Consider the following 25,885-nt stretch of genomic DNA (forward strand, 5'->3'; position numbering starts at 1 on the left):
GGCTCCGCCACGTGGCCGGGATCCGATCCGGAGCCCGGGGGCTTGCCTCAGGAGAGGGGAAGAGCAGGGGCGACGGGAGTGAAAGAAACACTCGCCACCACCCGGCGCCTACGCCGTTCGGGCCACGGCCGTCCGGCGGGCCGCCCGTGTGCCCAGGAGGGTGATGGCCGTGACGCCGGCCAGGGCGAGCAGGCCGATGGCGACCGTCCCCGGCCACCCCGTCGCGTGGTACGCCGTCGCGCCCAGCGTGGACCCCACGCTGGAGCCGATGTAGTACGCCGACTGGTACAGCGCCTGCGCCTGCGCCCGGCCGTGCGTCGCCGTCCGGCTCACCGCCGAGGACGCCACCGCGTGCCCCGCGAAGAAGCCCGCGGTGATCAGCACCAGGCCCGCCAGCACCAGGGGCAGCGAGTCCGCCAGGGAGAGCAGCAGGCCCGCCGCCGTCGTGCCGCCGGCCAGGTACAGCGCGCCGCGCCGGCCCAGACGCCCCACCAGCCGGCCCGCCGTCGACGCCGAGACCGTGCCGACCAGGTACACCAGGAAGATCGAGCCGATGACGCCCTGCGGGAGCGAGAACGGGGCGTCGGTCAGCCGGTAGCCGATCACCGTGTAGACGCCGCCGAAGACCGTCATGAACAGTGCGCCGATCGCGTACAGCCGGCGCAGCAGCGGGTTGCCGAGGTGGTCGCGGAGCGCGCCGAGCAGCACACGCGGCCGCAGCGAGCCCGCCGTGAAGTGCCGCGGCGCCGGCAGCAGCAGCCGGAACGCCACCGCGCATCCGACCGCGACGACGCCGATCGTGCCGACGGCCACCCGCCAGCCGAACAGCTGCGCGATCCAGCCGGTGAGCAGCCGGCCGCTCATCCCGCCGATGCTGTTGCCCGCCACGAACAGCCCGATCGCCGTCACCAGCGCCTTGGGCCGCACCTCCTCGGCCAGATAGGCCGTCGCCGACGCGGGCAGCCCGGCCAGGGCCGCGCCCTGCACCGCGCGCAGCGCCACCAGCCACCCGATCGACGGCGCGAACGGCACCAGCAGACCCACGGCGACCGCGACGGCGAGCGAGGCCGTCATGACCGTGCGCCGCCCGAACCGCTCCGACAGCGCGCTCATCGGCAGCACGAACAGGGCCAGACCGCCGGTCGCGGCCGCCACCGTCCAGCTCGCCGCGCCCGCGGTCACCGACAGGTCGTCGGAGATCAGCGGGAGCAGCGCCTGCGTGGAGTACAGGAGGGCGAAGGTGGCCACCCCGGCGAGGAAGAGGGCGAGGCTCATCCGCCGGTAACCGGGACCGCCCGGGGTCAGCCGGGAGTCGGGGGCGGGGGCGGGGGAGGGGGCCTGGGCGTCGGCGGATGCGGTGGGGGAGGGGGCCTGGGTGTCGGCGGGGGCGTCGGCGCTCACCCTGGTGAGCGCCCCGGTATCGGCGGGAGACATGCCACGAACCTAAGGACGCCGCCACTGATCCGTCCAATGCACGAAACCCTCATAATCGTTCCTGTGATGCATGAGCAGAGGCCACGGCCACGCCTGTCACCGTCCGGTGACACAAGTGACATGGAAGACATCGTCGCGGCGCTCGTCCCGCGCCTCGCCTATTTCGCCGGTGTCGCCCGTACCGAGCACGTCACGCGTGCCGCGCGCGAGCTGCGGGTGCCGCAGTCGACGCTGTCCCGGACGATGGTCCGGCTCGAACAGGACCTTGGCGTCGACCTGTTCGCCCGCCGCGGCCGCACGGTCTCCCTCACCCCCGCGGGCCGGAGCTTCCTGCGCTCCGTCGAACGCGCGCTCGCCGAGATCGGCCGGGCCGCCGAGGAGGTGCGCGTGGACGCCGACCCGGCTGTCGGCAAGGTCGCCTTCGGCTTCCTGCACACCATGGGTTCCGAAACCGTCCCGGGACTGATCCGCGCCTTCCGCGCCGACCATCCCCGCGTGCGCTTCAGCCTGGTGCAGAACTACGGCGAGGCCATGCTGGAGGGCCTGCGCGCGGGCGAGCTGGACCTGTGCCTGACCTCGCCGGTGCCGGACGCGCCCGACCTCGTCGGGCGGCGGCTCGACGAGCAGAAGCTGCGGCTCGTCGTCCCGGCCGACCACCGCCTCGCCGGGCGCCGCCGGGTGCGGCTCGCCGAGGCCGCCGACGAGGCGTTCGTGACCCTGGAGGCCGGCTACGGGCTGCGTCGCATCACCGACGACGCCTGCCGCGAGGCCGGGTTCGTGCCGCGGGTCGCCTTCGAGGGGGAGGAAGCGGAGACCCTGCGCGGGCTGGTGGCGGCAGGGCTGGGCGTCGCGCTGCTGCCGCCGCCGGCCGTGCCGCGCCCGGGAGTCGTCGAACTGACCGTCACCGCGCCGCGGGCGGTGCGGGAGATCGGCGTGGCCTGGCTGGAGGGACACCCGGACACGCCGCCGGTCGCCGCGTTCAAACAGTTCCTGCTCTCCCGCCGGGGCCGCCTGCTGTCCACCGCCCCGGCCGACCAGTAGCCGACGGTTCCGGCGGCGGCCCGGGGCGCCGGACGCCCGCTGTCCGCCCGGTCCGCCGGACACCCGCTGTCCGCGTGCCCGCCGATCCGGGAGCGGGGGATCCGGAAGCCCGGCTCACCGGCGGTCTACTGCCGTCCACCGTCCCCGCCGGTCCGGGAGCGGGGGGATTGCGGTGGGTCGGGTCGCCGGTCGGGTGCTGTCACGTGCGGCCACCGACCTGCGCGACCGGGCGCCCTTGCGGCAACCCCCGTCACTTGCGGCGGGTCTGGCCGAACCCCGCCGCCAGCGGCATCCGCAGGCCCAGTGGCGGGGGTGCCGCCAGTGCGTCCTGCACCGGGCGCGAGTACGGCCGGCCGAACAGCGCGCCCCGGACGAAGTCCGCGGCGAGCGCGTGCACCTCGGACCGGTACTGGCGCAGCCCGTGGCCGTCGGAGTGCACCTCGAAGCGGCACACGTCCCGGTTGGCCTTCTTCGCCCGCGCGGCGAGCCGGAAGGACAGCTCCGGGTCGATGCGCCGGTCGCTGGTGCCGTGCACGAGCAGCACCCGGCGCCCGACGAGTTGCTTCACCGGTTCGGGTGGCGCCGCCGCGTCCTCCTCCGGGAGCCAGGGGGCGATGGCGACGACCGCGTCGACGGCCTCGTGACCGCCCGCGCGCAGCGCCGCCCTGCCGCCCATGCCGAGGCCCACGAGGCAGACGGAGACGTCCCCGTACCGCCGTAACGTCTCGTCCACCGCCCAGGAGGCGTCCTGGGACAGATGCGCCTCGCCGCCGTTCCAGCCGCGGTGGCGGTAGTGCACCGTGTGCGCCACCAGGCCCTCGGCGCGGCTCGCGCGGGTCAGCCGGCGGGCGAGCGCGCGCACCGACGCGGTCGACCTCAGCGCGGACGGCCTGCGCCCGGAGTCCTCCCGGCCGTCCGGGAGCAGCAGCACCACGCCGCTCACCGCCGTCACCTCCGGACCGAGCGCCCTTCCCAGCCGGGCCCGGCGAACCGGCGTCGTCTGCTGTGCCATGGCAGAACAGTGTCAGAAGTCGTGGTGTACGCCATCCTCCCGGGCGATCACTGTTACGTATCGACGGTTCGCCACCCCTCTTGTCTACGCGCGTAGGGGCTATGGTGCGCCAATGACGAGCCAGCACGAGCACACCCCCAGCTCCGATCAGATCCGCCGCGCGCCCAAGGTCCTGCTGCACGACCACCTCGACGGCGGGCTGCGCCCCGGCACCGTCGCCGAACTCGCCCGCGCCACCGGCTACTCGGGCCTGCCGGAGACCGACGCCGGCAAGCTCGGCCTCTGGTTCCGCGAGGCCGCCGACTCCGGGTCCCTGGAGCGGTACCTGGAGACCTTCTCGCACACCGTCGGCGTGATGCAGACCCGCGAGGCGCTGGTACGGGTCGCCGCGGAGTGCGCGGAGGACCTCGCCGAGGACGGCGTCGTCTACGCCGAGGTGCGGTACGCCCCCGAGCAGCACCTGGAGGGCGGGCTCACCCTGGAGGAGGTCGTCGAGGCCGTCAACGAGGGTTTCCGCGAGGGCGAGCGGCGGGCCCGGGAGAGCGGCCGCCGCATCCGCGTCGGCGCCCTGCTGACCGCCATGCGGCACGCGGCCCGCTCGCTGGAGATCGCGGAACTCGCCAACCGCTACCGCGACCTGGGCGTCGTCGGCTTCGACATCGCGGGCGCGGAGGCCGGGCACCCGCCCACCCGGCACCTGGACGCCTTCGAGTACCTGAAGCGGGAGAACAACCACTTCACGATCCACGCCGGTGAGGCCTTCGGGCTGCCCTCGATCTGGCAGGCGCTGCAGTGGTGCGGCGCCGACCGCCTCGGGCACGGCGTGCGCATCATCGACGACATCGAGGTGCACGACGACGGCTCGGTGACCCTCGGCCGCCTGGCCGCCTACGTCCGCGACAAGCGCGTACCGCTGGAGCTGTGCCCCAGTTCCAACCTGCAGACCGGAGCCGCCACCTCGTACGCCGAGCACCCCATCGGGCTGCTGCGACGGCTGCAGTTCCGCGCGACGGTCAACACCGACAACCGGCTGATGTCCGGGACCAGTATGAGTCGTGAATTCGAGCACCTTGTCGAGGGGTTCGGTTATACGCTCGATGACATGCAGTGGTTCTCGGTCAATGCCATGAAGTCGGCATTCATTCCTTTCGATGAACGGTTGGCGATGATCAATGACGTGATCAAGCCCCGGTATGCCGAGCTGAAATCCGAATGGCTGTTCCAGTAGGGCCGGTGTGACCAGCGCTGATGTCGGCGCCGGAGGAATCGGAACGGGTTTCGACGCAATGCGCCTCCATGAATTCTTCACCCTTTTCATGTGAAGGGATGTTTGCGGCGGGCGGTCCCGCGTGTTTACGGTCGGGAACCGCTCATCCCCGACAACGCATTCAAGGACGCATTCACCATGAAGCAGTCTGCTGCCAAGACCCTCGGTGTCGCCGCCCTCGGCGCCGCCTTCGCCGCCGCGGGCGCGGGCGCCGCGAACGCCGCCCCGGCCCTTCCGGACGTCACCCCGGGCCTGGACACCGCCACCCACGCGCTGCCGGCGGACGGCGTCGCCAAGACGCTGCCCGGCGCGGGGCACGTGCTCGGTCAGGGGCAGGGGGCGGTCGGCCGCACCCTGGAAACCGCCGAGCCGGCCGTGCAGCACACGCTGCCCGGCGGGCAGGACACCACCGGGTCGCTGGGCGGACTGCTGGGCGGTCTGCCGATCCAGGGCCTGCCGCCTCAGGGCCTGTCGACCCAGGGCCTGTCGACCCAGGGCCTGTCGACCCAGGGTCTTCCGGTGAACGGCATCCCGCTGAACTGATACGGACACGGGCACCGCGCCGCACGCGGTACGACGCCGGTGGGCGCCCTTCGGCCGGAGGGCGCCCACCGGCGTCTCCGTATGCCCGGGGTAGGGGTGCGGTCACCAGGCCGAGGCGGTTTTGTGCTCCGAGGGCAGCAGGATCCACAGGGCTATGTAGAGCAGGAACTGCGGTCCCGGAAGCAGGCAGGAGACCAGGAAGATCACGCGCATCGTCGTCGCGGACGTACCGAAGCGGCGGGCCAGGGCCGCGCACACTCCGCCGATCATGCGTCCGTTCGTGGGGCGGGCCAGAGTGCTCATGGGAAGGCTCCTTCACGCGAGCGTGGGTGGGGCGGACCACTGTCACAACCGGTGAGCGGTACGCCGTCGTGAAATCCACGCTACGCGGACGAAGCGGGCGCCGTCGTCACTCTAAGGAGCCACTTCGACCCTGGGAATCGTCGGGGTCCGACCCTGAGAGGGTTCGAGAACGGGCTCCTCCCCGAGGAGGGCGGCACGGCCTCGCCCCTCGGCCCTGCGGCGGAGCCGGGCGCGTACCGCGGGGACCACCGCGAGGTGGACCAGGGCCACTCCGGCCGTGTTGAGCAGCAGGCAGTCGATGTCGACGACCCGGCCGGGAACGCTGGTCTGGGCGAGCGCGATGCCGAGGGAGAGGAGGGCGCCGGCGGTGACGGTGCGGACCAGGGAGGCGAGGGGCGAGGCGTCCAGCCGGGCGTGCACGGCCGGGAGGAGGACGCCGAGCGGGGCCAGCAGGGCGAGCCCCGCCACGATCCTGCGGGTCGCCTCCGCGGCGGGCAGGGCCAGGTCGGCCCTGATGCCGGCGAAGGGGCGGAGGTTGGCAGGACTCACCCAGGGGACGTCGAGAGGGCGCAGCGTGAGCCAGGCGACGAGGGCGAGGTGGGCGACGAGGAGGGCGATGCCTGTCGCACGGAGCCGGGGGGCGGGGTTGCCGCGAGACGTGATGTCGTCGCGGGCGGGACCTTGTCGCTGCACGACTGCGTAGACGCGGGGTGTGGGGGGATCGGTTCCGGAGGTTCGCCTCGCCTCTGCCGCCTCTGTCGGCCCCCTCCGGGGGAGGGGGATCGGGTGGAGGGACGCGTGCGGGTGGGGCGTGGCTGGTCGCGCGGTCCCCCGCGCCCCTCGGGGACTTCCTCGCAGCGCTTCCCCGCGCCCCTCGGGTTCCTCTCCCCAGGGACTTCCCCGCGCCCCTCAGAGACTTTCCCGTGCCTCGCAGGGACGCGGGGCGCTCACGTGGTGCTGATCGGTTTCGGCTCGGGGTCCTGTGTCGCCGGGTGGGTGCGCAGCCCGGTGGTGCAGGTGTAGCGGTTCAGGGGGGTGGCGGCGGGGCCGCCGAGAAGAACCGTGCCGTCGTCCGCCGCCGTCGCCTCGGAGGTGGCGAACGTACAGATGATCTCCGCCAGTTCGGCCGGCTTCAGACGGCTCGGGGACACGCTCAGACGGAACGTGTTCTCCGGGTCGTGGCCGCCCGGACCGACCACCCGCAGGCCGTCGCGCACGTCCGTCGAGTAGCCGGCCGCCGTCTCCGGCGCCGTGGGCTTCGCCGACAGTTCGTCGAGGAGGTTCTGGGCCACCAGGACCCGTCGTTCCGCCTCCGCCGTGCCGTCGGGTATTCGCACCGAGCGGTCCACCGCCACCAACTGCGCCGCGCACACGAGGAAGACCTGCACGGGTATGCCGGGGTCGGCCACCGCGGTGCTCTCCGCCGCCGGCAGCGAGCACGGCAGCCGTGAAGGCGCCGGGCCGAAGTCCGTGGGCACCTGGGTGGGCCGGATGCCGCATCCCGCCAGCACCGCCGCCAGCAGGGGCAGGAGGAGCAGTCCCGCGGTTCTCGTCCGCCGGGGCACGCCCGGCCTCTGCCGCCTCATCGGTCGTCCCCCCTGCCGCCGGTGGCCGCGTCGCCGCCCTCGCGCCCGCCGTCCGTGCGGTCCTCGTCGCCGTCGATGAGCGAGGACGCGTCCCGGGGCAGTCGCAGCGTGAACACCGCGCCGCCCTCGGGCGAGTTGGCGGCGGTGATCTGGCCGCCGTGGATGTGCGCGTTCTCCATGGCGATGGACAGACCGAGCCCGCTGCCCTCGGAGCGGGGGCGGGAGGCGCTCGCCTTGTAGAAGCGGTCGAACACGTGCGGCAGGACGTCCTCGGGGATGCCGGGCCCGTGGTCCCGCACCCGGATCACCAGGTCGTCGCCGTCCTCGCGGACCGCGACCCGTACCGGCGAACCGCCGTGCTTGAGCGCGTTGCCGATCAGGTTGGCGAGGATGACGTCGAGGCGGCGCGGGTCCAGGTTGGCCATCATGCCGCGGGGGGCGTCCAGTTCGACGGCGTCGAGCCAGGCGCGGGCGTCGATGCACGCGGTGATCTGGTCGGCGAGGTCCACGTGGTCCAGGACCAGCCGGGCGGTGCCCGCGTCGAAGCGGGTGACCTCCATCAGGTTCTCCACCAGGTTGTTCAGCCGACGGGTCTCGCTGACGACGAGTCGTACCGCCGGTTCGATCATCGGGTCGACACTGCCGGTCTCCGCGTCCAGCTCCTCCTCCAGCACCTCCGTCACCGCGGTGATCGCGGTCAGCGGGGTGCGCAGTTCGTGCGACATGTCGGCGACGAACCGGCGGGAGGCCTCCTCGCGGGAGCTCATGTCCGCGACCTTCTTCTCCAGCGCCTCCGCCGTCCGGTTGAACGTCCTTGACAGCTCGGCCAGTTCGTCGGTGCCGGAGACCCGCAGCCGGGTGTCGAGTTTGCCCTCGCCGAGCCGGCGGGCGGCGATGCCGAGCCGGTGCACCGGCTTCAGTACGGTCGTCGCGGCCGCCTGCGCCAGGAGCGCGGCGCCGACCAACGCCAGCGCGGTGGCGATCCCCAGCGACCAGGCCAGCGAGTTGAGGTCCTTGGCCTCCGGCTCCAGGGACTTGAGCATGTAGCCGGTCGGGCCGCCGTCGACCACCCGGGCGCCGCCGACGAGGTACGGCCGGCCGTCCTCCTCGATCCGCTGCCAGTACAGGTGATAGGTGGGCTTCTTGCCCGAGGAGCCGGACTGCCGCCGGTCGACCGCTGTGCGCAGTGAGGCCGGCACGTCCTCGAGGGTGAAGGTACCGAGGTCCGAGTTGCCGGTGACGGTCCGGCCGCCGGAGTCCTCGGCGACGAGCAGCACGCTGAAGCGCTGACTGCTGTTCGCCATCTGCCCTGCGGTGCGCTGCAGTTGCTCCTGCGTGGGGTGCGTGGGCAGGGCGCTCGCCCTGTTCCGCATCTCCTGCTGGAAGTCGCGCAGTACGGCGTCCTGGGCGCGGGTGAGCACGGCCTCGCGGTTGAGCCAGTAGGCGATGCCGGACGCGGAGACGGCGGCCGTCAGCGCGACCAGGCCGAACACCACGACCAGGCGCAGCCGGAGGCTGGTCAGCCGGATCCGCGACCACACGCTGCGGCGGCGCCCCGCGGACCAGCCGCGGAGGCCGCCCTGCGCCTCCTCGGCTGCCGAGTCGGACGCCGGGGAGGCGTCCGAGGAGACCCCCGAGCTGCCGCCGGAGGCGCCTGGGGCTGCCGGAGATCCCTCGGTTTTGGTCCCCGAGGCTGTTCCGGTCTCCGAAACACCGCCGGTCTGCGAAACACCGCCGGTCTCCGGAATCGCCCCGGTCTCCGAAACGTCGCCGGTCCCCTCCGGACCGGCCGTTCCCTCAGCCCCCTTGATTTCCCCGGCTCCTTGCTGCGCTGTGGACTTCGGAGTCACCTGGGCCACTTCCGTCGCTTTCCGTCACTGAGGCGTGTCCAGCCGGTAGCCCACGCCCCGCACGGTACGGATGAGCGTCGGGGACGACGGCACGTCCTCGACCTTGGCGCGCAGCCGCTGCACGCAGGCGTCCACGAGCCGGGAGTCGCCCAGGTAGTCGTGCTCCCACACCAGCCGCAGCAACTGCTGCCGGGACAGCGCCTGTCCGGGCCGCCGGCTCAGCTCCAGCAGCAACCGCAGCTCCGTCGGCGTCAGCTGCAGGTCCTCGCCGTTCTTGGTGACCGTCATCGCCGAGCGGTCGATGACCACCGAGCCGAACGTCGCCGAGTCGCTGGACTCGCGTTCGCCGCGGCGCAGCACCGCGCGGATGCGGGCGTCGAGCACCCTGCCCTGCACGGGTTTGACCACGTAGTCGTCGGCGCCGGACTCCAGCCCGACGACGACGTCGATGTCGTCGTTGCGCGCGGTGAGCAGGATGATCGGCAGCTGGTCGGTGCGCCGCACGCGCCGGCACACCTCGAAACCGTCGATGCCGGGCAGCATCACGTCCAGCACGATCAGGTCGGGCCGCTGTTCACGCAGCAGTTTCAGACCGTCCTCACCGGTGGCAGCAGTGGCCACCCGATGACCCTGGCGCGTCAAAGAGAGCTCCAGGGCCGTCCGGATGGCGTCGTCGTCCTCGATCAGCAACAGGGAAGGCACGATGGCCATTCTGGCCCATGGCACCGGCAGGTTTCGACTGTTGGGGCGCTCCCACACATCTCCCCCCTACGCGAAACCGTCCGCCGGTGCCCACCGGACGACCCCTGTGACAGCTCTGTGACAGTCGACGGACACGGCGATGAAGTGGCCCGGGCAAGCTTCTCGACATCGAAAGAGCACGACGCAGGTCCGGGACTCCACGACGGGGGGCGCGAGATGAACACGCTGCACGGCACCATGACGAGCGCGGTTGTCACGCGGCTCCACGACGTCAACCGGGCCACGGTCCGCGGCCGGGGGCGCCAGCACGCCGCCGCCTACATGGCGGTGGTCGACGCCCGCACGGGGGGCGGCGGCAGCACGGGGGCGGAGGAGACCGCGTACGGGGAGGCCCCGGGGGAGCGCCGGTCCGCGGCGGAGGCGGAGTTCACCGCCTACGTCGAGGAGCGCCGCGCCTCCCTGTACGCGACCGCCTACCACCTCACCGGTGACCGCTTCGAGGCCGAGGACCTGCTGCAGAGCGCGTTGTTCTCGACGTACCGGGCCTGGGACCGGATCACGGACAAGGCGGCGGTCGGGGGCTACCTCCGCCGCACGATGACCAACCTGCACATCAGCGCGTGGCGCCGCCGCAAGCTGAACGAGTACCCGACCGAGGAACTGCCGGAGACCGCCGGTGACACGGACGCGATGCGCGGCACCGAGCTGCGCGCCGTGCTGTGGCAGGCGCTCGCCCGGCTGCCCGAACTCCAGCGCACCATGCTGGTCCTGCGCTACTACGAGGGCCGCACGGACCCGGAGATCGCGGACATCCTCGGCATCAGTGTCGGCACGGTGAAGTCCAGCATCTGGCGGTCGCTCCGCCGGCTGCGCGAGGACGAGGACCTCAGCTTCGGCCGTGACGAGGAGGAGTCCTTCGGCGAACTCGTCGCCTGAGCGCGGCGCGTCGGCCGGAGGTCAACGGGGGAAATACGGGGGATCACGGGGGATCACGGGGACGGTACCGAGAGGGCTCCACGGGGGAAACGGGGAGACGGGGGAGCGGTGCCGGGGAGGGGGACAACGGGGGAACGGGGGACCACGGGGGAAACACAGGAGCGGGGCCGGGGCCGGGGGGGTCTCCCGGCCCCGCTCCTGCGTGTACGGGCCCGGCTCCCGCGTGTACGTACGGGCGGCCCAGCCGGCCTACGCCACCGTCCGCGTCGCCGCCGGCCCCGTGGACCGTCCCACCGCCGCGGCCGCCATCCGGCTCAGCGCCTCGTCGCGGTCGCAGGGGCGGGCCCCCAGGCCCGTCTGGCGGGCGACGATCGAACGCTCGGCGCGCATCAGCCGCCAGCCGCGCCGCAACAGGAACGGCACCGATTTGCGGCCCTCGCGCAGATCGCGCAGGAAGCGTCGGCGGAACGTCTTCACCGGTCCCCGGGTCAGGCACAGCGCCTCCGCCAGCAACCCCAGCTCCCGGCAGCGGGCCACGATCTCGGCGGCGAAGACACCCTCCGCGACGAACAGCGGGGTCCGCCCGATGCTCAGTTCCTCCGTGCCGGTACGGGCGCTGAGCGAGAGGTCGTACACCGGCACGGTCGTGCGGCCGTGCGCGCACAGCTCGGCGACGGCGGTGACGGCGGCGTCCTCGTCCCAGGAACCGGGGGCGTCCCAGTCGATGTCCGCACTCCCCGGCACCAGTGGCAGCGTGGGGTCGTCACCGTCCTTGTAGAAGTCGTCCAGACGCAGGACGGGAAGCCCGGAGCGGGCGGCGACGAGGGACTTGCCCGAGCCGGAGGGGCCGCAGAGCAGCACGACGCGGGCGGGTGACGGGGGATGGGGGCTCACGGGACACCAGTTTGACGCATCACCCGCCCCCTGCCGACCCCGCGGGTCGGCGTTGGAGCGCACATCACACGTCAACTACCCTACGTGTTGAATCTGTTACCGACGGCGAACGCCGGTACACGCACCAGAGATCAAGAAGGCGGCGGCACCTCATGACACGACACACTCCCCGTACTCCGGCCACCCGGCGCGTCCTCGTCGCCCTCGCGACCGCGGGCGTCGCCGTGGGCGCGGGGGCGACCACGGCCGCGGCGGGGACCCTCCCCGTCGTCGACGGGACGCACCATGCCGGCTCCCTCGGCAAGGTGGACCCGCAGGCCGGCCTCCAGGCGACCACCGGCACGGTCGGCTACGTCACCGGCCCGGTCGCGGGTCTCAAGCCCAACCCCCTCGCGGGCACCGGTGTGGACCCGCTGGACAACGGGGTGGGCACGCAGCTCGCCGACTTCCGGCCGCTGACCTCGCAGATGGTCACGGGCCCGGTCGCCCAGGCCCCGTCGGTCGGCTCGGTCCCGGTCGCCGGGCAGGTGGTGGGCGCAGCGCGCTGACGCGGGGCCGCACGGAGGGCCGCGATCTCCGCGGGGGAGGTGGCGGCCCTCCGGCCTTCCGGCCCTCCGGCCGGCCGGTGCGGCCGGTGCGGGCGGTCCGCCGGGGCCGGGTCCATGACGCGCAGGCTGAGCCGCCGTTGTACGTCGCGCGGACTCCCCGAGGCCACCTGAGGGCCGTCTAATGTGGGGCGATCCAGGTTTGGCACAAGAGGTGCCAAGGGGTGCAAGGGGGCCACGTGCACAACGACGACGGAATCAACGGGGTCGACGGCGGCGCCGACGGGCATCCCGAGGATCCTCTCTCCACCCCCCGCACCGTGATCGAGGGCCGCTACGAGCTGCTGGAGCCCATCGGCAGCGGGGGCATGGGCGAGGTCTGGAAGGCCTACGACAGGCGGCTGCGCCGGTTCGTCGCCGTGAAGAGACTCCTCGACCGCAGAGCCATGCCCCCGGACACGCAGAGGGCCGCGATACACCGGGCCCGTCGCGAGGCGGAGGCCCTCGCCAAGATCGAGCACCAGAACGTGGTGACGGTCCACGACCAGATCGAGACCGCCGACCAGGTCTGGATCGTGATGAAGCTGCTGGAAGGGCGTTCGCTGGCAGACCTGTTGACCCGTGACGGGGTGCTCGGCGTGCCCAGGGCCGCGGCCATCGGTCTCCAGATGGCCCAGGGTCTGCGGGCGGTTCACGAGGCGTCGGTCCTGCACCGCGACGTCAAGCCGGGCAACGTCCTGGTCCGGGACGGCGGTCAGGTGGTGCTGGTGGACTTCGGCATCGCCACCTTCGAGGGTGCGGACCGGGTCACCCGGTACGGCGGGATCATCGGCACGCCTCCCTACCTGGCGCCCGAACTCTTCGCCCCCGGCACCCCCGGTCCCACACCTGCCTCCGACCTGTGGGCGCTGGGTGTCACCCTGTACGAGATGGTCGAGGGACGCCTGCCCTTCGCCGGGAGCGAGGTCTGGGAGGTGCAGGCCGACATCCAGCAGCATCCCGACCCCGTTCTCCGGTACGCGGGCCCCCTCGCCCCCGTCATCCGGGGGTTGTTGGCCACGGACCCGCACCGGCGTCCGGACGCGGCCGCGACGGAGGAGATGCTCCGTGAGGTCCTCGCGGACCCGGGCATGCCGCACCCCGCCAGGGCCGCCACTCCCGCCTCGGCTGCCACTCCTGCCGGACCCGTCACCCAAGCACCCCCGCCCACGGCCCCGCACACACCGTCCGCCTCACGACCCACACCGGCCGTGGCGGCACCGGAATCCGCCGTCTCCTCCGCAGCTGTCCCTCCCGAGTCGCCGGCGCCGACGGCGCCGCGCGGGGACCGCGGCCGGTTCCGGGCCTGGAGGGTGACGGCGGCCGCGGTGTGCGTCGTCCTGCTGGCCGGGGGAGGCTGGGTCATTTCACGTGGCGGCTTCGGGGAGCAGAAGGACGACTCCTCCGGGCAACGGGAAGTGGGATCCGCCGGGAGTGACACGGAGAAGGCGTGGGAGCACTGGAAGACCGCCACGAAAAGGCTGACGATCGGCGCCAAGGAGGATCAGCCCGGACTGAGCCTCCACAACGAGAAAACGGACACCTGGAGCGGATTCGACGTCGACATCGCCTATTCCCTCGCGCGTGAACTGGGCTACGGCAGGGGGCAGGTGGATTTCTACCCGGTCACCACGGCGAACCGGGCGAGCAAGCTGAAGAACGGGGAGGTGGACCTGGTCATCGCCTCGTACAGCATGACGTCCGAACGCGAGAAGCGGGACGGCATCAGATTCGTCGGCCCTTACTACAACGCGGGCACCAGCCTTCTCGTGCGCAAAAAATCCGCGAGGTACGAGCTCGATTCGGCCGCCGACGTGAAGAAAAATCACGTCGATGTGTGCACGGCGCGGGATTCCACGTACGCGGACAGACTGGAAAAGGAGGGCTACGCCACGGGAAAGTGGCAGCCCGACAGCTACAAGGAGTGTGTGGAAAGGCTGCTGGACAAGAGCTCCAGCGTGTACGCGGTCGCCTCGGACGACGTCCTTCTGGCCGGGTACGCCGAGAACGATCCCGCGGAGCTGAAACTGCTCCCCAGCGGCGTGGGTACGGAGCCCTACGGGGTGGCGATGCGCAAGGACGACCCCGTCCTGCACGCCAAGGTGTGCTCGGAGCTCCGGAAGGTCCTGACCGGAGACGAGTGGTCGGACACGTACATGAAGGACCTGTCCCCGCTGACCGGGCGGAAGACGGCGCCGAGCAGACCGGAGTTGAGGCCGTGCTCGGGTGAGTGAGCGGCGCACCCGGCGCGCCCGCCGGGTCCCGGCCCGTCAGGGAGCCGCCCCCGGGGGGCAGGTCCACGCCGGTCCCCGGGAACGCGGGAGCCCCCGTCCTCGGGAAGGTACGAGGGCGGGGGCGTGACCGTGGTTGTTCCGCGGTGAGGTGTCCGTCAGGACGGCGGGTGTGGGGTTCGAGACGTGCGGTGTGGGGCGTGACCTACTCAGTACGACGAGCCCGACGCGCCCAGGGCGCCCGTCGGGTGCCAGACCGTCTTCGTCTCCAGGAAGGCCGTCATGCGGTCGGTTCCCGGGGTTGCCGTCCAGTTCTCCACAGGGTGTGGACGCAGGACGCGCTTGAGGTTGTCGGCTGCGGCGATCTCGAGGTCCTTCGCCAGGGGCTCGTCCGCGCCGGCCAGGTCGATCGCGTTGACGTCCTGGTGGGCGGCGAGCGGGGCGGCGAGCTCCGCCGTGCGGCCGGAGAGAATGTTGACGACGCCGCCGGGAACGTCGGAGGTGGCCAGTACCTCGCCGAGGGAGAGGGCGGGGAGGGGGGCCTTCTCGGACGCCACCACGACCGCCGTGTTGCCCGTGGCGATCACCGGGGCGAGCACCGAGACCAGGCCCAGGAGGGAGGAGTCCCGCGGTGCGAGGACCGCGACCACGCCGGTCGGCTCCGGGGAGGACAGGTTGAAGTACGGGCCCGCGACCGGGTTGCCGCCGCCCACGACCTGGGCGATCTTGTCGGTCCAGCCCGCGTACCAGACCCAGCGGTCGATCGCCGCGTCCACCTGCTCGGCGGCCTTCGACTTCGGCGCGCCCTCCGCCTCGGCGACCTCACGGACGTACTGCTCGCGGCGGCCCTGAAGCATCTCCGCGACGCGGTAGAGGACCTGGCCCCTGTTGTACGCCGTCGCGCCCGACCAGCCGCCGAACGCCTTGCGCGCGGCGACCACCGCGTCCCGGGCGTCCTTGCGGGAGGCCATCGGGGCGTTGGCCAGCCACCTGTTCTTCGAGTCCGTCACCTCGTACACCCGGCCGCTCTCGGAACGCGGGAACTTGCCCCCGACGTACAGCTTGTAGGTCTTCAGCACGTTGAGTCGGTCAGACATCGAGGTACGCCTCCAGGCCGTGGCGGCCGCCCTCGCGGCCGAAGCCCGACTCCTTGTAGCCGCCGAACGGCGAGGTCGGGTCGAACTTGTTGAACGTGTTGGACCAGACGACGCCCGCGCGGAGCTTGTTCGCGACCGCCAGGATGCGCGAACCCTTCTCCGTCCAGATGCCCGCCGACAGGCCGTAGGGGGTGTTGTTGGCCTTGGCGACGGCCTCGTCGGGGGTGCGGAAGGTGAGGACCGACAGCACCGGGCCGAAGATCTCGTCGCGGGCGATGGTGTGCGCCTGGGTGACGTTCGTGAAGAGCGTCGGGGCGAACCAGTAGCCGGCGGAGGGGAGTTCGCAGGCCGGGGACCAGCGCTCGGCGCCCTCCGCCTCGCCCTGGTCGGCGAGGGAGGTGATCCGCGCGAGCTGCTCGGCGGAGTTGATCGCGCCGATGTCGGTGTTCTTGTCCAGCGGGTCGCCCAGGCGCAGGGTGGCCAGACGGCGCTTGAGGGAGTCGAGGAGTTCGTCGTGGATCGACTCCTGGACCAGCAGACGGCTGCCCGCGCAGCAGACCTGGCCCTGGTTGAAGAAGATGCCGGAGACGATCCCCTCCACCGCCTGGTCCACGGGTGCGTCGTCGAAGACGATGTTGGCGCCCTTGCCGCCCAGTTCCAGCGTGAGCTTCTTGGCGGTGCCCGCGACCGTGCGGGCGATCTGCTTGCCGACGGCCGTGGAACCGGTGAACGCCACCTTGTTCACGTCCGGGTGGGCGACCAGCGCGGCTCCGGCGCGGCCGTCACCGGTGACGATGTTGACGACGCCGCGGGGCAGGCCCGCCTGGCGGCAGATGTCCGCGAAGAACAGGGCGGACAGCGGAGTCGTCTCGGCGGGCTTCAGGACCACCGTGTTGCCGGTCGCGAGGGCCGGGGCGATCTTCCAGGCCAGCATCAGGAGCGGGAAGTTCCAGGGGATGACCTGGCCCGCGACACCGAGCGGACGCGGGTTCGCGCCGAAGCCGGCGTGGTCCAGCTTGTCGGCCCAGCCCGCGTAGTAGAAGAAGTGCGCGGCGACGAGGGGGAGGTCCGCGTCGCGGGTCTCACGGATCGGCTTGCCGTTGTCCAGGGTCTCCAGGACGGCCAGCTCGCGGCTGCGCTCCTGGATGATCCGCGCGATGCGGAACAGGTACTTGGCGCGCTCGGAGCCGGGCAGCGCCGACCACTTCTCGAACGCCTTGCGGGCGGCGCCGACCGCGCGGTCGACGTCCCGTTCGGTGGCCTCCGCGACCTCGGAGAGGACCTCCTCGGTGGCGGGGGAGACGGTCTTGAAGACCTTGCCGTCGGCCGCCTCGGTGAACTCGCCGTCGATGAACAGTCCGTAGGACGGGGCGATGTCGACGACCGCGCGCGACTCGGGCGCCGGGGCGTACTCGAAAACAGGAGCCATGGGATTCAGTCCACCGTCACGTAGTCGGGGCCGGAGTAGCGGCCGGTGGCCAGCTTCTGGCGCTGCATCAGCAGATCGTTCAGCAGCGAGGAGGCGCCGAAGCGGAACCAGTGGTTGTCCAGCCAGTCCTCGCCCGCGGTCTCGTTGACCAGCACCAGGAACTTGATCGCGTCCTTGCTGGTGCGGATGCCGCCGGCCGGCTTGACGCCCACCTGGACGCCCGTCTGCGCGCGGAAGTCGCGGACGGCCTCCAGCATCAGCAGCGTGTTGGCGGGCGTGGCGTTGACCGCGACCTTGCCGGTGGACGTCTTGATGAAGTCCGCCCCGGCCAGCATGCCGAGCCAGCTCGCGCGCCGGATGTTGTCGTACGTCGACAGCTCGCCCGTCTCGAAGATGACCTTCAGGCGGGCGCTCGTCCCGCAGGCCTCCTTCACGGCGGTGATCTCGTCGTACACCTTCCTGTAGTTCCCGGCGAGGAACGCGCCCCGGTCGATGACCATGTCGATCTCGTCCGCCCCGGCGGCGACGGCCTCGCGGACGTCCGCCAGCTTGACGGAGAGCGCGGCGCGGCCGGCCGGGAAGGCGGTGGCGACGGAGGCGACCTTGACGCCGGAACCGGCGACGGCCTGCTTCGCGGTGGCCACCATGTCGGGGTAGACGCAGACGGCGGCGGTCGCGGGGGCCGTACGGTCGGTCGGGTCGGGGCGGACCGCCTTGGCGCCGAGCGCCCGGACCTTGCCCGGGGTGTCCGCGCCTTCCAGCGTCGTCAGGTCGACCATCGAGATGGCGAGGTCGATGGCGTACGCCTTCGCGGTCGTCTTGATGGACCGGGTGCCGAGCGACGCGGCGCGCGCCTCCAGGCCGACCGTGTCGACCCCGGGCAGCCCGTGCAGGAAGCGACGCAGCGTCCCGTCGGACGCGGTGACGTCGCTGAGAGCGTGTGGTGCAGTGGTGGGCATGGTCACCAGACGAGCATATCTACGCGCGTAGCGGCTGTACAGCCCCGATGTGCGGTGCGCGGAGACGGTGGTGTGCGGGTGCGCGGAGACGGTGGTGCAGGCTGTACCTCGGTTTGTCATGCAGCCCTCATCGTGGCGGGCGGCCCCGGCTCCTAGGTTGAAGGGCACGTCGGACCGAGCCGGGTCCTCCCACTCCGAGGAGCTGCCAGACCATGGCGACCGAGACCACCACCCAGCGCACCTTCCTCAACACCCGCACCACCCCCCTCGACCCCCGCACCGGCAACGCCTCCCGTACCGGCGCCACCTCCCGTACGGTCATCACCGCACTCGCCACCACCGCCACCGCCGTCCTGGTCGGCGCAGGGCTGGTCACGCCCGCGGCGGCGGCGACGCACACGCCCGCGCCCTCCCTCCGGCACGGGGCGGACGCGGTCCACGACACCGGCACCGTGGGCGTGGTCGTCCGCTCGACCGGCCCGCACGGCTCCCGCACCGCCACCGCCGGGGTCGCCGACCAGGAGACCGGCCGCCCGGCCCGGCCCGGTGACACCTTCCGCATAGCCAGCTCCACCAAGACCTTCGTGTCCACGGTCGTCCTGCAACTGGTCGGCGAGGGGCGCCTCTCGCTCGACGACACCGTCGAGGAGCTGCTTCCGGGCGTGGTCACCGGCAACGGCAACGACGGCCGCGACATCACCGTCCGGCAACTGCTCAACCACACCAGCGGCCTCTTCGACTTCACGCAGGACTTCCCGGTCCTCACCGACATCGACGCCTTCCAGCAGGGGCACCTGCGGAGCTGGACGGACGACCAGCTCGTCGCGACAGCGATGAAGCACCCCCCGGTATTCGCCCCGGGGAAGGACTGGAGCTACTCCAACACCAACTACGTCCTCGCCGGGATGATCATCGAGAAGGTGACCGGCCGGAGCTGGCAGCACGAGGTGACCGGCCGCATCGTCCGGCCCCTGGGACTGCACCGCACGACCGCCCCCTACACGGACCCCTACATGAAGGGCCCGCACCTCAAGGGGTACTCCGCCTTCGGCGCCGAGGGCCGGACGCCGATCGACGTCAGCGTGATGAACCCGAGCGGTGCCGGTTCCGCCGGCGCCATGATCAGTGACACCGCCGACCTGACGGCGTTCTACTCGGCGCTCATGAAGGGCCGGCTGCTGAAGCCGGCCCAGCTCGCCGAGATGGAGACGACCGTACGGGCGAAGGAACTGGACCCCGCCTGGCCCGGGGCGCGCTACGGCCTCGGCCTGATGAAGGTCCCGCTGAGCTGCGGCGGGAGCTACTACAGCCACGGCGGGGACCTCTCCGGCTACACCACCCGCAACGGGTTCAGCGCCGACGGGCGCCACGTGGTCGTCGTGGCGGCGACGGGGGACGGCGACGACGACACCACGCCCGCGGCGAACGCCGTGATCGACGAGCAGCTCTGCGCGGACGGCGGCCGATAGGGCGACCTCCGTGTACGGGGCCGGCGGGAGCGTCGGGCAGAATCGACGGCATGACCTCCCCCGAGTCCCAGCCGCCCACCCCCGAGCCCTCGGAGCCCTCGGAGACCCACGCGCCCTCGGGGTCCGCGGACTCCGAGGACGCCGAGGGCTCCACGGATGTCTCCGAGGGGGCGGCGGCGTCCGCGGAACCCGACCGGGTCCACCGCTCCTCGGCCGGTATCGCCGGCGGGGTGCTGCTGCTCGCCCTGGTGGCGTGGCTCGGCATCGACGCGCTGGTCGTCGGCAAGGGCCGTACGCCGTGGCTGGCGCTGGCGGCGATGATCGTGATCGTGCCGCTGGTGATCGCGTTCACGCTGCGGCCCGCCGTCTTCGTGGGCGAGGACCGGCTGCGCGTCCGCAACCCCTTCCGGGTGATCGTGCTGCCGTGGGGCTCGGTGGCCTCGCTGCGCTCCGGCTACTCGAACGAGGTGGTCGCGACCAGTGGCACCACGTACCAGCTCTGGGCGGTACCGGTGTCGCTGCGAGGGCGGAAGCGGGCGGCGCGTAACGAGGCGCGGCAGACGGCGGAGGGCATCGGCCGGGGCGGCTCGGGTCGGGGCGGTTCCGTCCGGCGCGGCGGGCTGCTCGGCGGCCTCGGCGGCGGGCAGGGGGGCGGGCAGGGGAACACCGCCGCCACCGAGAGGCCCGTACGGGCACAGGCCGACCAGATCATGGACGACCTGAAGGACTTCGCCGAGCGGCGGGGCGGCGCGGAGGCGGCCCAGGGGGAGCCGGCGCGTGCGGTGGGCGTACGAGGTCCTCGGCCCCGTGGCCGCCGGTCTGATCGTCTTCGCGATCCTCCTGGCGACGGGCTGACCCCCCGGGCCCGGCGGCCTTCGTTTTCGGCCGTCTCCGCTCCCGTCGCACCTGTCCCCGTCGACTCGCCGCACCTGCCCCCTGCCTTCGGGGACCCTCCTCGCTGCACCTCCCGACGCCCCGCCCGTCCCTCCTGGTACCGGCCCGCAGCACCTAGGCTGGTGGTCATGACCCCAGCGCAGTCGGCGCGGAGAGAACACCCGCGCGCCCTTTTCGCGGAGAATTCGCGCGCGTGGGTGCGGCTGCTGCCGTGGGGCGTCGCGTTCGTGCTGTGTGTCGCGCTGCTGCCCACCGCCATCGTGGTCCTCGGCAACGACTACGGCCTGAACGGAGGGGTGGCCGCCGGGCTGGCCGTCGCGCAGGCCGCCCCGTTGCTGCTCGCCGTCGTACGCCCGCTGCAGGCCTGGTACGTGGTCTTCGCGGCGGACGTGGCCGGGGCGGTGGCGCTGCTCGCCGTCGACTTCCCGGAGCGGCTGCTGTGGCCGTTCCCGCCCATGGGGATCGTCGGGTACGTCGGCCTCTGCCTCGCCCTGGGCCTGCGCGAACGCCGCCGGACGCTGCTGCTGGTGTGGCTGGCCACGGCGGTCGCCAACGTGACCCTCGACATCTTCGCACCCCACGACGACGGCGCCAGAGGCCTGCTGCTCACCATCCTCGGGGGCGTCGCGCTCCTGCTCGGCGGTGTGCTCAAGGAGCGGTCCGAGGCGCAGCGCAGGCTGGCCGAGCAGGAGACGATCAGCGAGGCCGAGCGCGGCCGGCGCACCCTGCTGGAGGAGCGGGCCCGGATCGCCCGGGAGCTGCACGACGTGGTGGCCCACCACATGTCCGTCATCACGGTGCAGGCGAACAGCGCCGAGTACCGCATCGAGCGGCTCTCCCCGGTGGTGCGCGACGAGTTCACGTCCATCGCGGCCACCGCGCGGGAGTCGCTCGGGGAGATGCGCCGGCTGCTCGGCGTGCTGCGCAACGAGGAGGCGCAGGGCGAGCTCGCGCCGCAGCCGGGGCTGGCGCACATCGGGCAGTTGGTGGAGGCGACGGCGAGGGTCCGCGGGCCGGTGGAGTTCACCCCCTGCGACGTCGACGTGCCCGAGGCGGTGGGCCTGTCCGCGTACCGGATCGTCCAGGAGGCCCTCTCGAACGTCGTGCGGCACGCGCCGGGTGCCCGTACCCAGGTGTCGCTGTCGGTGTCGGAGCACGATGACCGGCAGGGCGCATGGCTCACCGTCCTCGTCGTCAACGGCCCGCCGCCGGTGCGGCCGGACGGGCCGCTGGAGGCGAGCGGCACCGGGCACGGCCTGGTCGGCATGCGGGAACGGGTGCGGCTCGTCGGCGGCACCCTTGATGTGGGGCCGCTGGCGGACGGCGGTTTCCGGGTGGCGGCCGGGCTCCCTCTGAGCGACAAGGACCTCATGTGACGACACGCGTCATCATCGTCGACGACCAGGCCATGGTGCGGGCCGGTTTCGCCGCGCTGTTGGCCGCCCAGAGCGACATCGACGTGGTGGGTGAGGCCCCCGACGGGGCGCGGGGCGTCGAGCTGAGCCGGCGCACGCACCCCGACGTCGTACTGATGGACGTGCGGATGCCCGAGATGGACGGGCTGGAGGCCGCGCGGCGACTGCTCACGCCCGCGCCGGGGGTGACCCATGTGCCGCGCGTCCTGATGCTCACCACCTTCGACGTCGACGACTACGTGTACGAGGCGCTGCGGGCCGGCGCGAGCGGCTTCCTGCTGAAGGACGCCCCGCCCGCCGACCTCATCGCGGCGGTCCGCGTCGTGGCCTCCGGCGACGCCCTGCTCGCCCCCTCCGTGACGCGCCGCCTCATCGCCGACTTCGCCAAGACGCGCCCCGCCGCCCGGGGCAAGCCCGCGCAACGGCTGAAGGGCCTGACGCAGCGCGAGACGGAGGTCCTCACCCTGGTGGCCCGCGGCCGCTCGAACACCGAGATCGCCGAGACGCTGGTACTGGCCGAGCAGACGGTGAAGACGCACGTCAGCCGTGTCCTCACCAAGCTCGGTCTGCGCGACCGCGCCCAGGCGGTGGTCTTCGCCTACGAATCGGGCCTGGTGGCCCCGGGGGAGTAGTCCGTGTGCGCTGCCGCGGGGGCTCGCCTGGTGCACCCCCTACCGGGGTAGCACTTCCAGATCGGTTCCCGGGTACGACGCCCCGGACGTGCCCGCTGCAGCACTCTTCAGTCCGTCACGGAAGAAGTGCGTGCGACAGGGAGACGGGCATGGGGCTACGCAGGAGCAAGCGGCGGCAGAAGGCGGCGGAGGGCCGACTGGAGGCGGCCGAGGCGTCGGTGGCGGACGGCCGGTCGGAGACAGCGGCCGGTACGCCCGGCCTCGCCGTCGAACTGCGGGGCGTCCGGCGGCAGTACGGCCGGGGGGCGGGCACCGTGCACGCCCTCGCCGGTGTCGACCTCGCCCTGCCGCGCGGCACGTTCACCGCCGTCATGGGGCCGTCCGGGTCCGGCAAGTCCACCTTCCTACAGTGCGCCGCCGGGCTCGACCGGCCGACGGCGGGCTCCGTACGTCTCGGCGGCACGGAGATCACCGGCATGAGCGAAAACGAGCTCACCGAGCTGCGCCGCAGCCGCCTCGGCTTCGTCTTCCAGGCGTTCAACCTGCTGCCGTCGCTCACCGCGGAGCAGAACGTGCTGCTCCCGATGCGCCTGGCCGGGCAGCGCCAGGACCGGCGCCGGGCCGCCGAGGCGCTCGCCCGGGTCGGGCTCGCCGACAAGGCGCGGCGCCGGCCCGGTGAACTCTCCGGCGGCCAGCAGCAGCGCGTGGCCGTCGCCCGCGCCCTGGTCGGCGAACCCGACGTGATCTTCGCGGACGAGCCCACCGGCGCCCTCGACACCGGCACCGCCGCCGAGGTCCTCGGCCTCCTGCGCGACGCGGTGGACACCCTCGGCGCCACGGTCGTCATGGTCACCCACGACCCGGCCGCGGCCGCCTGGTCCGACCAGGTGCTGTTCCTCGCCGACGGTGCCTTCGCCGACCGTCTCGAACGCGGTTCGGCGGAGCAGATCGCGGCCCGGATGACCGAGCTCACCTCCCGCGTCTCCGGCGTCTCCGGCGGCTCCCGTGTCCCCAGTGACTTCCGAGTGGACGTGACCGTATGAAGCGCCCCAACGGACTCGCCCGTGAGGCCGTCCGCTTCAAGCCCGCGTCGTTCGCGGGTACCTTCCTCGCCCTGCTGATGTCCGCGCTGATCGTCTCCACCTGCGGCATCCTGCTCGAGACTGGACTGCGCGCCTCGGTGCCGCCCCAACGCTATACGCACGCGGCGGTGGTGGCCGCGGCCGACCAGAACGAGTACGTCGTCACCGGCAGTGGCGAGGACGAGGAGAGGGAGGCGACCCCGCTGCCGGACACGGCACGGCTGGACGCCGGGCTGGCGGCGAAGGCCGCCGGGGTGCCGGGCGCGGCCTCCGCCGTCGCGGACTTCACCTTCCCGGTGCGCACGGCGCACGGGGGCTCCGGCGCGCGGGAGCTGCCGGTTCCCGGTGGTGTGCTCACCGCGCACGGATGGGGCTCGCACGCCTTCACCGGCACCGCGTTGACCAGCGGCTCGGCACCCCGCGCGAGTGGTGACGTGGTGCTCGCCGCCGGAACGGCCCGCGCGGCACACGCCGCCGTGGGCGACACCGTCGCGCTGGAGACCGCAGCCGGACGACAGGACTTCCGCGTCCGCGGCATCGCCGAGGTCGGCACGGCGGACGTCCCCCGCGGCGCCGCGGCCGAGGGTGGCGACGCCGCACCCGACCTGGTCTGGTTCGCCGACAGCAGGGCCGCCGCACTCGCCGGGCACCCCGGCAAGGCCGACGCCGTGGTCGTACTGGCGGAGCACGGCGCCGACACCGACGCCCTCGCCGACGCCGTCACGCACGCCCTGGCCGGCTCCGGCGCCCAGATCCACACCGGCGACGGCCGCGGTGCCGTCGAGGACCCCGGCCTCGGCTACGCCAAGGTGACACTGTTCGCGATCGGCGGCTCCTTCGGCGGCATCGCCGCCCTCGTGGCGGTCTTCACCGCCGCCGGCACCGTCGCCCTCTCGGTCGGTCAGCGGGCCCGTGAGTTCGCGCTGCTGCGCGCCATCGGAGCCACCCCGCGGCAGATCCGCCGCGCGGTCGCCTGCGAGGCGCTGCTGGTTGCCCCGCTCGCCGGCGTCGTGGGCTGCCTGCCCGGCATCGGGCTCGCGCACTGGTGGTTCGGGCAGCTCCAGGACCGGGGTGCCGTCCCGCACGCCGCCGAGCTGCACGTCTCGGTGCTCCCGATGCTCGCCGCCGTCGTCATGGGGCTGCTCACCGCGCTCGGCGCCGGCTGGACCGCCGGGCGCCGGCCCGCGAAGATCAAGCCGGGGCAGGCCCTGTCGGAGGCGTCGGTGGAGCGGCTGCGGCCCGGCGTGGTCCGTACCCTCCTCGGTGTCGTCGCCCTCGTCGGGGGCTCGATCCTCACCGGCGTGTCCGCGCAGTCCAGCGGGGACGACGCGGCCGGCGCCGCCCTCGGCGTCGTCATGTGCTTCATGCTGTCCGTCGGGCTGCTCGGCCCCCTGGTGGCCCGGCTGTGCGCGGGCCTGTTCGGTCTGCCGCTGCGGAAGGCGGGCCCCGCCGCCGGTCTCGCCGCCGCCAACTCCCGCGCCAACGCCCGCCGCATCGCCTCCGCGATCACCCCGATCGCGCTCGCCGTGGCCTTCTCCTCCACCCTCGTGTTCATGCACACCAGCGAGCAGCACGCCGCCGACAAGCAGCTGCGCGCGGGGGTCACCGCGGACCACGTGGTGACGGACCCGGCCGGCCTTCCGGTGGACGCGGCCGCCCGTGCCGCCCGCGTCCCGGGTGTGGACACGGCCGTCGGACTGCTGCACACGCAGGTGCTGGTGCCGACCGGGTCCGGCGAGTTCGCGTCACTGCTGGGCGCGTCGACGCAGGGCGTCTCCGCCTCCGGCGCAGACCTTGCGAAGGTCGAGGATCTCGACGTGCGCGACGGCAGCCTCGACCGGCTCGGCACCGGCCGCATCGCCGTCGACCGGACCCTCGCCGAGTCGGCCGACGCCGGTGTCGGCGACCGGCTCCCGCTCTACCTCCCCGACGGCACGAAGGTCAGCCCGGAGATCGTCGCCGTCTACGGCCGCGGCCTGGGCCTGTCCACGCTCACCATGGACCGGGCGTCCCTGGAGGGGCACGTCACCTCGCCCTTCGACAGCACGCTGCTGGTGCGGGGCGGCTCGGAGAAGGCGCTCGCCGCCCTGGGCGAGGTCACCGACGTCTCCGGCTACGCCACCGAGCAGAGCCTCGACGCGAAACTGGGCGCCTGGATGAACAACACCATGGCCGGGGTCCTCGGCGGCTTCGCGGCCGTCGCCGCCGTCAACACCCTGGTGATGACGGTGCTCGACCGCCGCCGCGAACTGGGCACGCTGCGCCTGGTCGGCTCGACCCGGCGCCAGGTCATGGCGATGCTCCGCTGGGAGGGGCTGCTGGTGGCCGTGGTGGGCCTGGTCCTCGGCTCCGCCATCGCCGCGGCCACGCTGATTCCGATGATCAACGGGGTGACGGGGGACGCGCCGTACGTGCCCCCGTTGATGTTCGGCTCCCTCGTCGCCGCCACCGGCGGCCTGGCACTGCTCGCGGTCACGCTGCCGGGACGGGCGGCACTGCGCCGCTGGTCGTGACGGGAGGGTGCG

The 25,885-nt window shown here is 72.8% G+C and carries 22 protein-coding genes and 1 pseudogene; 12 read left to right on the forward strand and 11 right to left on the reverse strand.

The window, feature by feature from the left end; all coding sequences use genetic code 11:
- Positions 1-108 precede the first annotated feature (108 nt).
- Positions 109-1,434 carry an MFS transporter gene (locus QFZ64_RS21625; RefSeq protein ID WP_307068172.1) on the reverse strand — a complete coding sequence of 442 codons (1,326 nt, stop codon included), beginning with the start codon at positions 1,432-1,434 and terminating at the stop codon, positions 109-111.
- 66 nt (positions 1,435-1,500) lie between these two features.
- On the opposite strand from QFZ64_RS21625, the gene QFZ64_RS21630 reads away from it, so the two are divergent.
- The gene (locus tag QFZ64_RS21630) at positions 1,501-2,475 is read left to right on the forward strand and encodes a LysR family transcriptional regulator (RefSeq protein WP_307068174.1); all 975 of its coding nucleotides are present in this window, start codon (positions 1,501-1,503) and stop codon (positions 2,473-2,475) included.
- 250 nt (positions 2,476-2,725) lie between these two features.
- Here QFZ64_RS21630 and QFZ64_RS21635 read toward each other — a convergent pair whose 3' ends face one another.
- Positions 2,726-3,487, reverse strand: coding sequence for a prolyl oligopeptidase family serine peptidase (locus QFZ64_RS21635; RefSeq protein ID WP_307068175.1), 762 nt, complete (start codon positions 3,485-3,487; stop codon positions 2,726-2,728).
- A 112-nt stretch (positions 3,488-3,599) separates the two neighbouring features.
- Between QFZ64_RS21635 and QFZ64_RS21640 the strand changes: the two genes are divergently transcribed.
- Both QFZ64_RS21640 and QFZ64_RS21645 read left to right on the forward strand, forming a co-directional pair.
- A complete protein-coding gene (locus QFZ64_RS21640) occupies positions 3,600-4,715 on the forward strand; it encodes an adenosine deaminase (RefSeq protein WP_307068177.1) in 1,116 nt (371 codons plus the stop codon).
- Between the two features lie 177 nt (positions 4,716-4,892).
- A complete protein-coding gene (locus tag QFZ64_RS21645; protein WP_307068179.1) occupies positions 4,893-5,297 on the forward strand; it encodes an ATP-binding protein in 405 nt (134 codons plus the stop codon).
- A gap of 102 nt (positions 5,298-5,399) precedes the next feature.
- Here the strand turns inward: QFZ64_RS21645 and QFZ64_RS21650 are convergent, their stop codons facing one another.
- From QFZ64_RS21650 to afsQ1, 5 genes are all read right to left on the reverse strand, one after another.
- Entirely contained in the window at positions 5,400-5,600 is a 201-nt protein-coding gene (locus tag QFZ64_RS21650) for a PspC domain-containing protein (RefSeq protein WP_307068181.1), read from the reverse strand.
- A 111-nt stretch (positions 5,601-5,711) separates the two neighbouring features.
- Positions 5,712-6,293 carry a VanZ family protein gene (locus QFZ64_RS21655; protein ID WP_307068183.1) on the reverse strand — a complete coding sequence of 194 codons (582 nt, stop codon included), beginning with the start codon at positions 6,291-6,293 and terminating at the stop codon, positions 5,712-5,714.
- Positions 6,294-6,547: 254 nt separating this feature from the next.
- Positions 6,548-7,186, reverse strand: a complete 639-nt coding sequence (locus QFZ64_RS21660) for a hypothetical protein (RefSeq protein ID WP_307068185.1) — start codon at positions 7,184-7,186, stop codon at positions 6,548-6,550.
- Complete coding sequence (locus QFZ64_RS21665) at positions 7,183-8,727, reverse strand: HAMP domain-containing sensor histidine kinase (RefSeq protein ID WP_307068188.1); 1,545 nt, start codon at positions 8,725-8,727, stop codon at positions 7,183-7,185. Before QFZ64_RS21665 ends, QFZ64_RS21660 begins: the two co-directional genes overlap by 4 nt.
- Positions 8,728-9,060: 333 nt before the next feature.
- On the reverse strand, positions 9,061-9,738 hold the full coding sequence (gene afsQ1, locus QFZ64_RS21670) for a two-component system response regulator AfsQ1 (RefSeq protein ID WP_176945138.1): 678 nt from the start codon (positions 9,736-9,738) through the stop codon (positions 9,061-9,063).
- Positions 9,739-9,954: 216 nt separating this feature from the next.
- On the opposite strand from afsQ1, the gene QFZ64_RS21675 reads away from it, so the two are divergent.
- Positions 9,955-10,674 carry a SigE family RNA polymerase sigma factor gene (locus QFZ64_RS21675; RefSeq protein ID WP_307068190.1) on the forward strand — a complete coding sequence of 240 codons (720 nt, stop codon included), beginning with the start codon at positions 9,955-9,957 and terminating at the stop codon, positions 10,672-10,674.
- A gap of 249 nt (positions 10,675-10,923) precedes the next feature.
- Here QFZ64_RS21675 and QFZ64_RS21680 read toward each other — a convergent pair whose 3' ends face one another.
- A complete protein-coding gene (locus QFZ64_RS21680) occupies positions 10,924-11,568 on the reverse strand; it encodes a uridine kinase (RefSeq protein ID WP_307068192.1) in 645 nt (214 codons plus the stop codon).
- Positions 11,569-11,720: 152 nt separating this feature from the next.
- On the opposite strand from QFZ64_RS21680, the gene QFZ64_RS21685 reads away from it, so the two are divergent.
- Both QFZ64_RS21685 and QFZ64_RS21690 read left to right on the forward strand, forming a co-directional pair.
- The gene (locus QFZ64_RS21685; protein ID WP_307068194.1) at positions 11,721-12,116 is read left to right on the forward strand and encodes a hypothetical protein; all 396 of its coding nucleotides are present in this window, start codon (positions 11,721-11,723) and stop codon (positions 12,114-12,116) included.
- A gap of 236 nt (positions 12,117-12,352) precedes the next feature.
- A complete protein-coding gene (locus QFZ64_RS21690) occupies positions 12,353-14,386 on the forward strand; it encodes a bifunctional serine/threonine-protein kinase/glutamate ABC transporter substrate-binding protein (RefSeq protein WP_307068196.1) in 2,034 nt (677 codons plus the stop codon).
- 206 nt (positions 14,387-14,592) lie between these two features.
- On the opposite strand, the gene QFZ64_RS21695 is transcribed toward QFZ64_RS21690, so the two are convergent.
- The 3 genes from QFZ64_RS21695 to deoC are packed head-to-tail and all read right to left on the reverse strand — an operon-like array spanning position 14,593 to position 17,868.
- Positions 14,593-15,480: an aldehyde dehydrogenase family protein gene (locus QFZ64_RS21695; protein ID WP_307068198.1), complete on the reverse strand. Its 888-nt coding sequence runs from the start codon at positions 15,478-15,480 to the stop codon at positions 14,593-14,595.
- The gene (locus QFZ64_RS21700) at positions 15,473-16,909 is read right to left on the reverse strand and encodes an aldehyde dehydrogenase family protein (protein WP_307068200.1); all 1,437 of its coding nucleotides are present in this window, start codon (positions 16,907-16,909) and stop codon (positions 15,473-15,475) included. Before QFZ64_RS21700 ends, QFZ64_RS21695 begins: the two co-directional genes overlap by 8 nt.
- Positions 16,910-16,914: 5 nt before the next feature.
- Positions 16,915-17,868, reverse strand: coding sequence for a deoxyribose-phosphate aldolase (gene deoC, locus QFZ64_RS21705; protein WP_307071807.1), 954 nt, complete (start codon positions 17,866-17,868; stop codon positions 16,915-16,917).
- Between the two features lie 212 nt (positions 17,869-18,080).
- Here deoC and QFZ64_RS21710 point away from each other — a divergent pair, with 212 nt between their 5' ends.
- From QFZ64_RS21710 to QFZ64_RS21735, 6 genes and pseudogenes are all read left to right on the forward strand, one after another.
- Positions 18,081-19,337: a serine hydrolase gene (locus QFZ64_RS21710; RefSeq protein ID WP_307068202.1), complete on the forward strand. Its 1,257-nt coding sequence runs from the start codon at positions 18,081-18,083 to the stop codon at positions 19,335-19,337.
- Positions 19,338-19,654: 317 nt separating this feature from the next.
- A pseudogene (locus QFZ64_RS21715) lies at positions 19,655-19,834 on the forward strand (PH domain-containing protein); the annotation flags it as partial.
- Positions 19,835-20,359: 525 nt separating this feature from the next.
- A complete protein-coding gene (locus QFZ64_RS21720; protein ID WP_307071808.1) occupies positions 20,360-21,607 on the forward strand; it encodes a sensor histidine kinase in 1,248 nt (415 codons plus the stop codon).
- A complete protein-coding gene (locus QFZ64_RS21725; RefSeq protein ID WP_307068204.1) occupies positions 21,604-22,278 on the forward strand; it encodes a response regulator transcription factor in 675 nt (224 codons plus the stop codon). The genes QFZ64_RS21720 and QFZ64_RS21725 overlap by 4 nt, the downstream gene beginning before the upstream one ends.
- Positions 22,279-22,427: 149 nt before the next feature.
- Positions 22,428-23,321 carry an ABC transporter ATP-binding protein gene (locus tag QFZ64_RS21730; RefSeq protein WP_307068206.1) on the forward strand — a complete coding sequence of 298 codons (894 nt, stop codon included), beginning with the start codon at positions 22,428-22,430 and terminating at the stop codon, positions 23,319-23,321.
- Complete coding sequence (locus QFZ64_RS21735) at positions 23,318-25,873, forward strand: ABC transporter permease (protein ID WP_307068208.1); 2,556 nt, start codon at positions 23,318-23,320, stop codon at positions 25,871-25,873. The genes QFZ64_RS21730 and QFZ64_RS21735 overlap by 4 nt, the downstream gene beginning before the upstream one ends.
- The last annotated feature ends 12 nt before the right edge of the window (positions 25,874-25,885 follow it).

Origin of the sequence: Streptomyces sp. B3I8, from assembly GCF_030816915.1 — a bacterium.
GTDB lineage: Bacteria > Actinomycetota > Actinomycetes > Streptomycetales > Streptomycetaceae > Streptomyces.

Bases quoted from the DNA above. Each gene is read 5' to 3' on its own strand.
- QFZ64_RS21625 (WP_307068172.1), bottom strand. From the start codon at position 1,434: ATGTCTCCCGCCGATACCGGGGCGCTCACCAGGGTGAGCGCCGACGCC.
- QFZ64_RS21630 (WP_307068174.1), top strand. From the start codon at position 1,501: ATGCATGAGCAGAGGCCACGGCCACGCCTGTCACCGTCCGGTGACACA.
- QFZ64_RS21635 (WP_307068175.1), bottom strand. From the start codon at position 3,487: ATGGCACAGCAGACGACGCCGGTTCGCCGGGCCCGGCTGGGAAGGGCG.
- QFZ64_RS21640 (WP_307068177.1), top strand. From the start codon at position 3,600: ATGACGAGCCAGCACGAGCACACCCCCAGCTCCGATCAGATCCGCCGC.
- QFZ64_RS21645 (WP_307068179.1), top strand. From the start codon at position 4,893: ATGAAGCAGTCTGCTGCCAAGACCCTCGGTGTCGCCGCCCTCGGCGCC.
- QFZ64_RS21650 (WP_307068181.1), bottom strand. From the start codon at position 5,600: ATGAGCACTCTGGCCCGCCCCACGAACGGACGCATGATCGGCGGAGTG.
- QFZ64_RS21660 (WP_307068185.1), bottom strand. From the start codon at position 7,186: ATGAGGCGGCAGAGGCCGGGCGTGCCCCGGCGGACGAGAACCGCGGGA.
- QFZ64_RS21675 (WP_307068190.1), top strand. From the start codon at position 9,955: ATGAACACGCTGCACGGCACCATGACGAGCGCGGTTGTCACGCGGCTC.
- QFZ64_RS21685 (WP_307068194.1), top strand. From the start codon at position 11,721: ATGACACGACACACTCCCCGTACTCCGGCCACCCGGCGCGTCCTCGTC.
- QFZ64_RS21695 (WP_307068198.1), bottom strand. From the start codon at position 15,480: ATGTCTGACCGACTCAACGTGCTGAAGACCTACAAGCTGTACGTCGGG.
- QFZ64_RS21700 (WP_307068200.1), bottom strand. From the start codon at position 16,909: ATGGCTCCTGTTTTCGAGTACGCCCCGGCGCCCGAGTCGCGCGCGGTC.
- deoC (WP_307071807.1), bottom strand. From the start codon at position 17,868: ATGCCCACCACTGCACCACACGCTCTCAGCGACGTCACCGCGTCCGAC.
- QFZ64_RS21710 (WP_307068202.1), top strand. From the start codon at position 18,081: ATGGCGACCGAGACCACCACCCAGCGCACCTTCCTCAACACCCGCACC.
- QFZ64_RS21720 (WP_307071808.1), top strand. From the start codon at position 20,360: ATGACCCCAGCGCAGTCGGCGCGGAGAGAACACCCGCGCGCCCTTTTC.
- QFZ64_RS21730 (WP_307068206.1), top strand. From the start codon at position 22,428: ATGGGGCTACGCAGGAGCAAGCGGCGGCAGAAGGCGGCGGAGGGCCGA.
- QFZ64_RS21735 (WP_307068208.1), top strand. From the start codon at position 23,318: ATGAAGCGCCCCAACGGACTCGCCCGTGAGGCCGTCCGCTTCAAGCCC.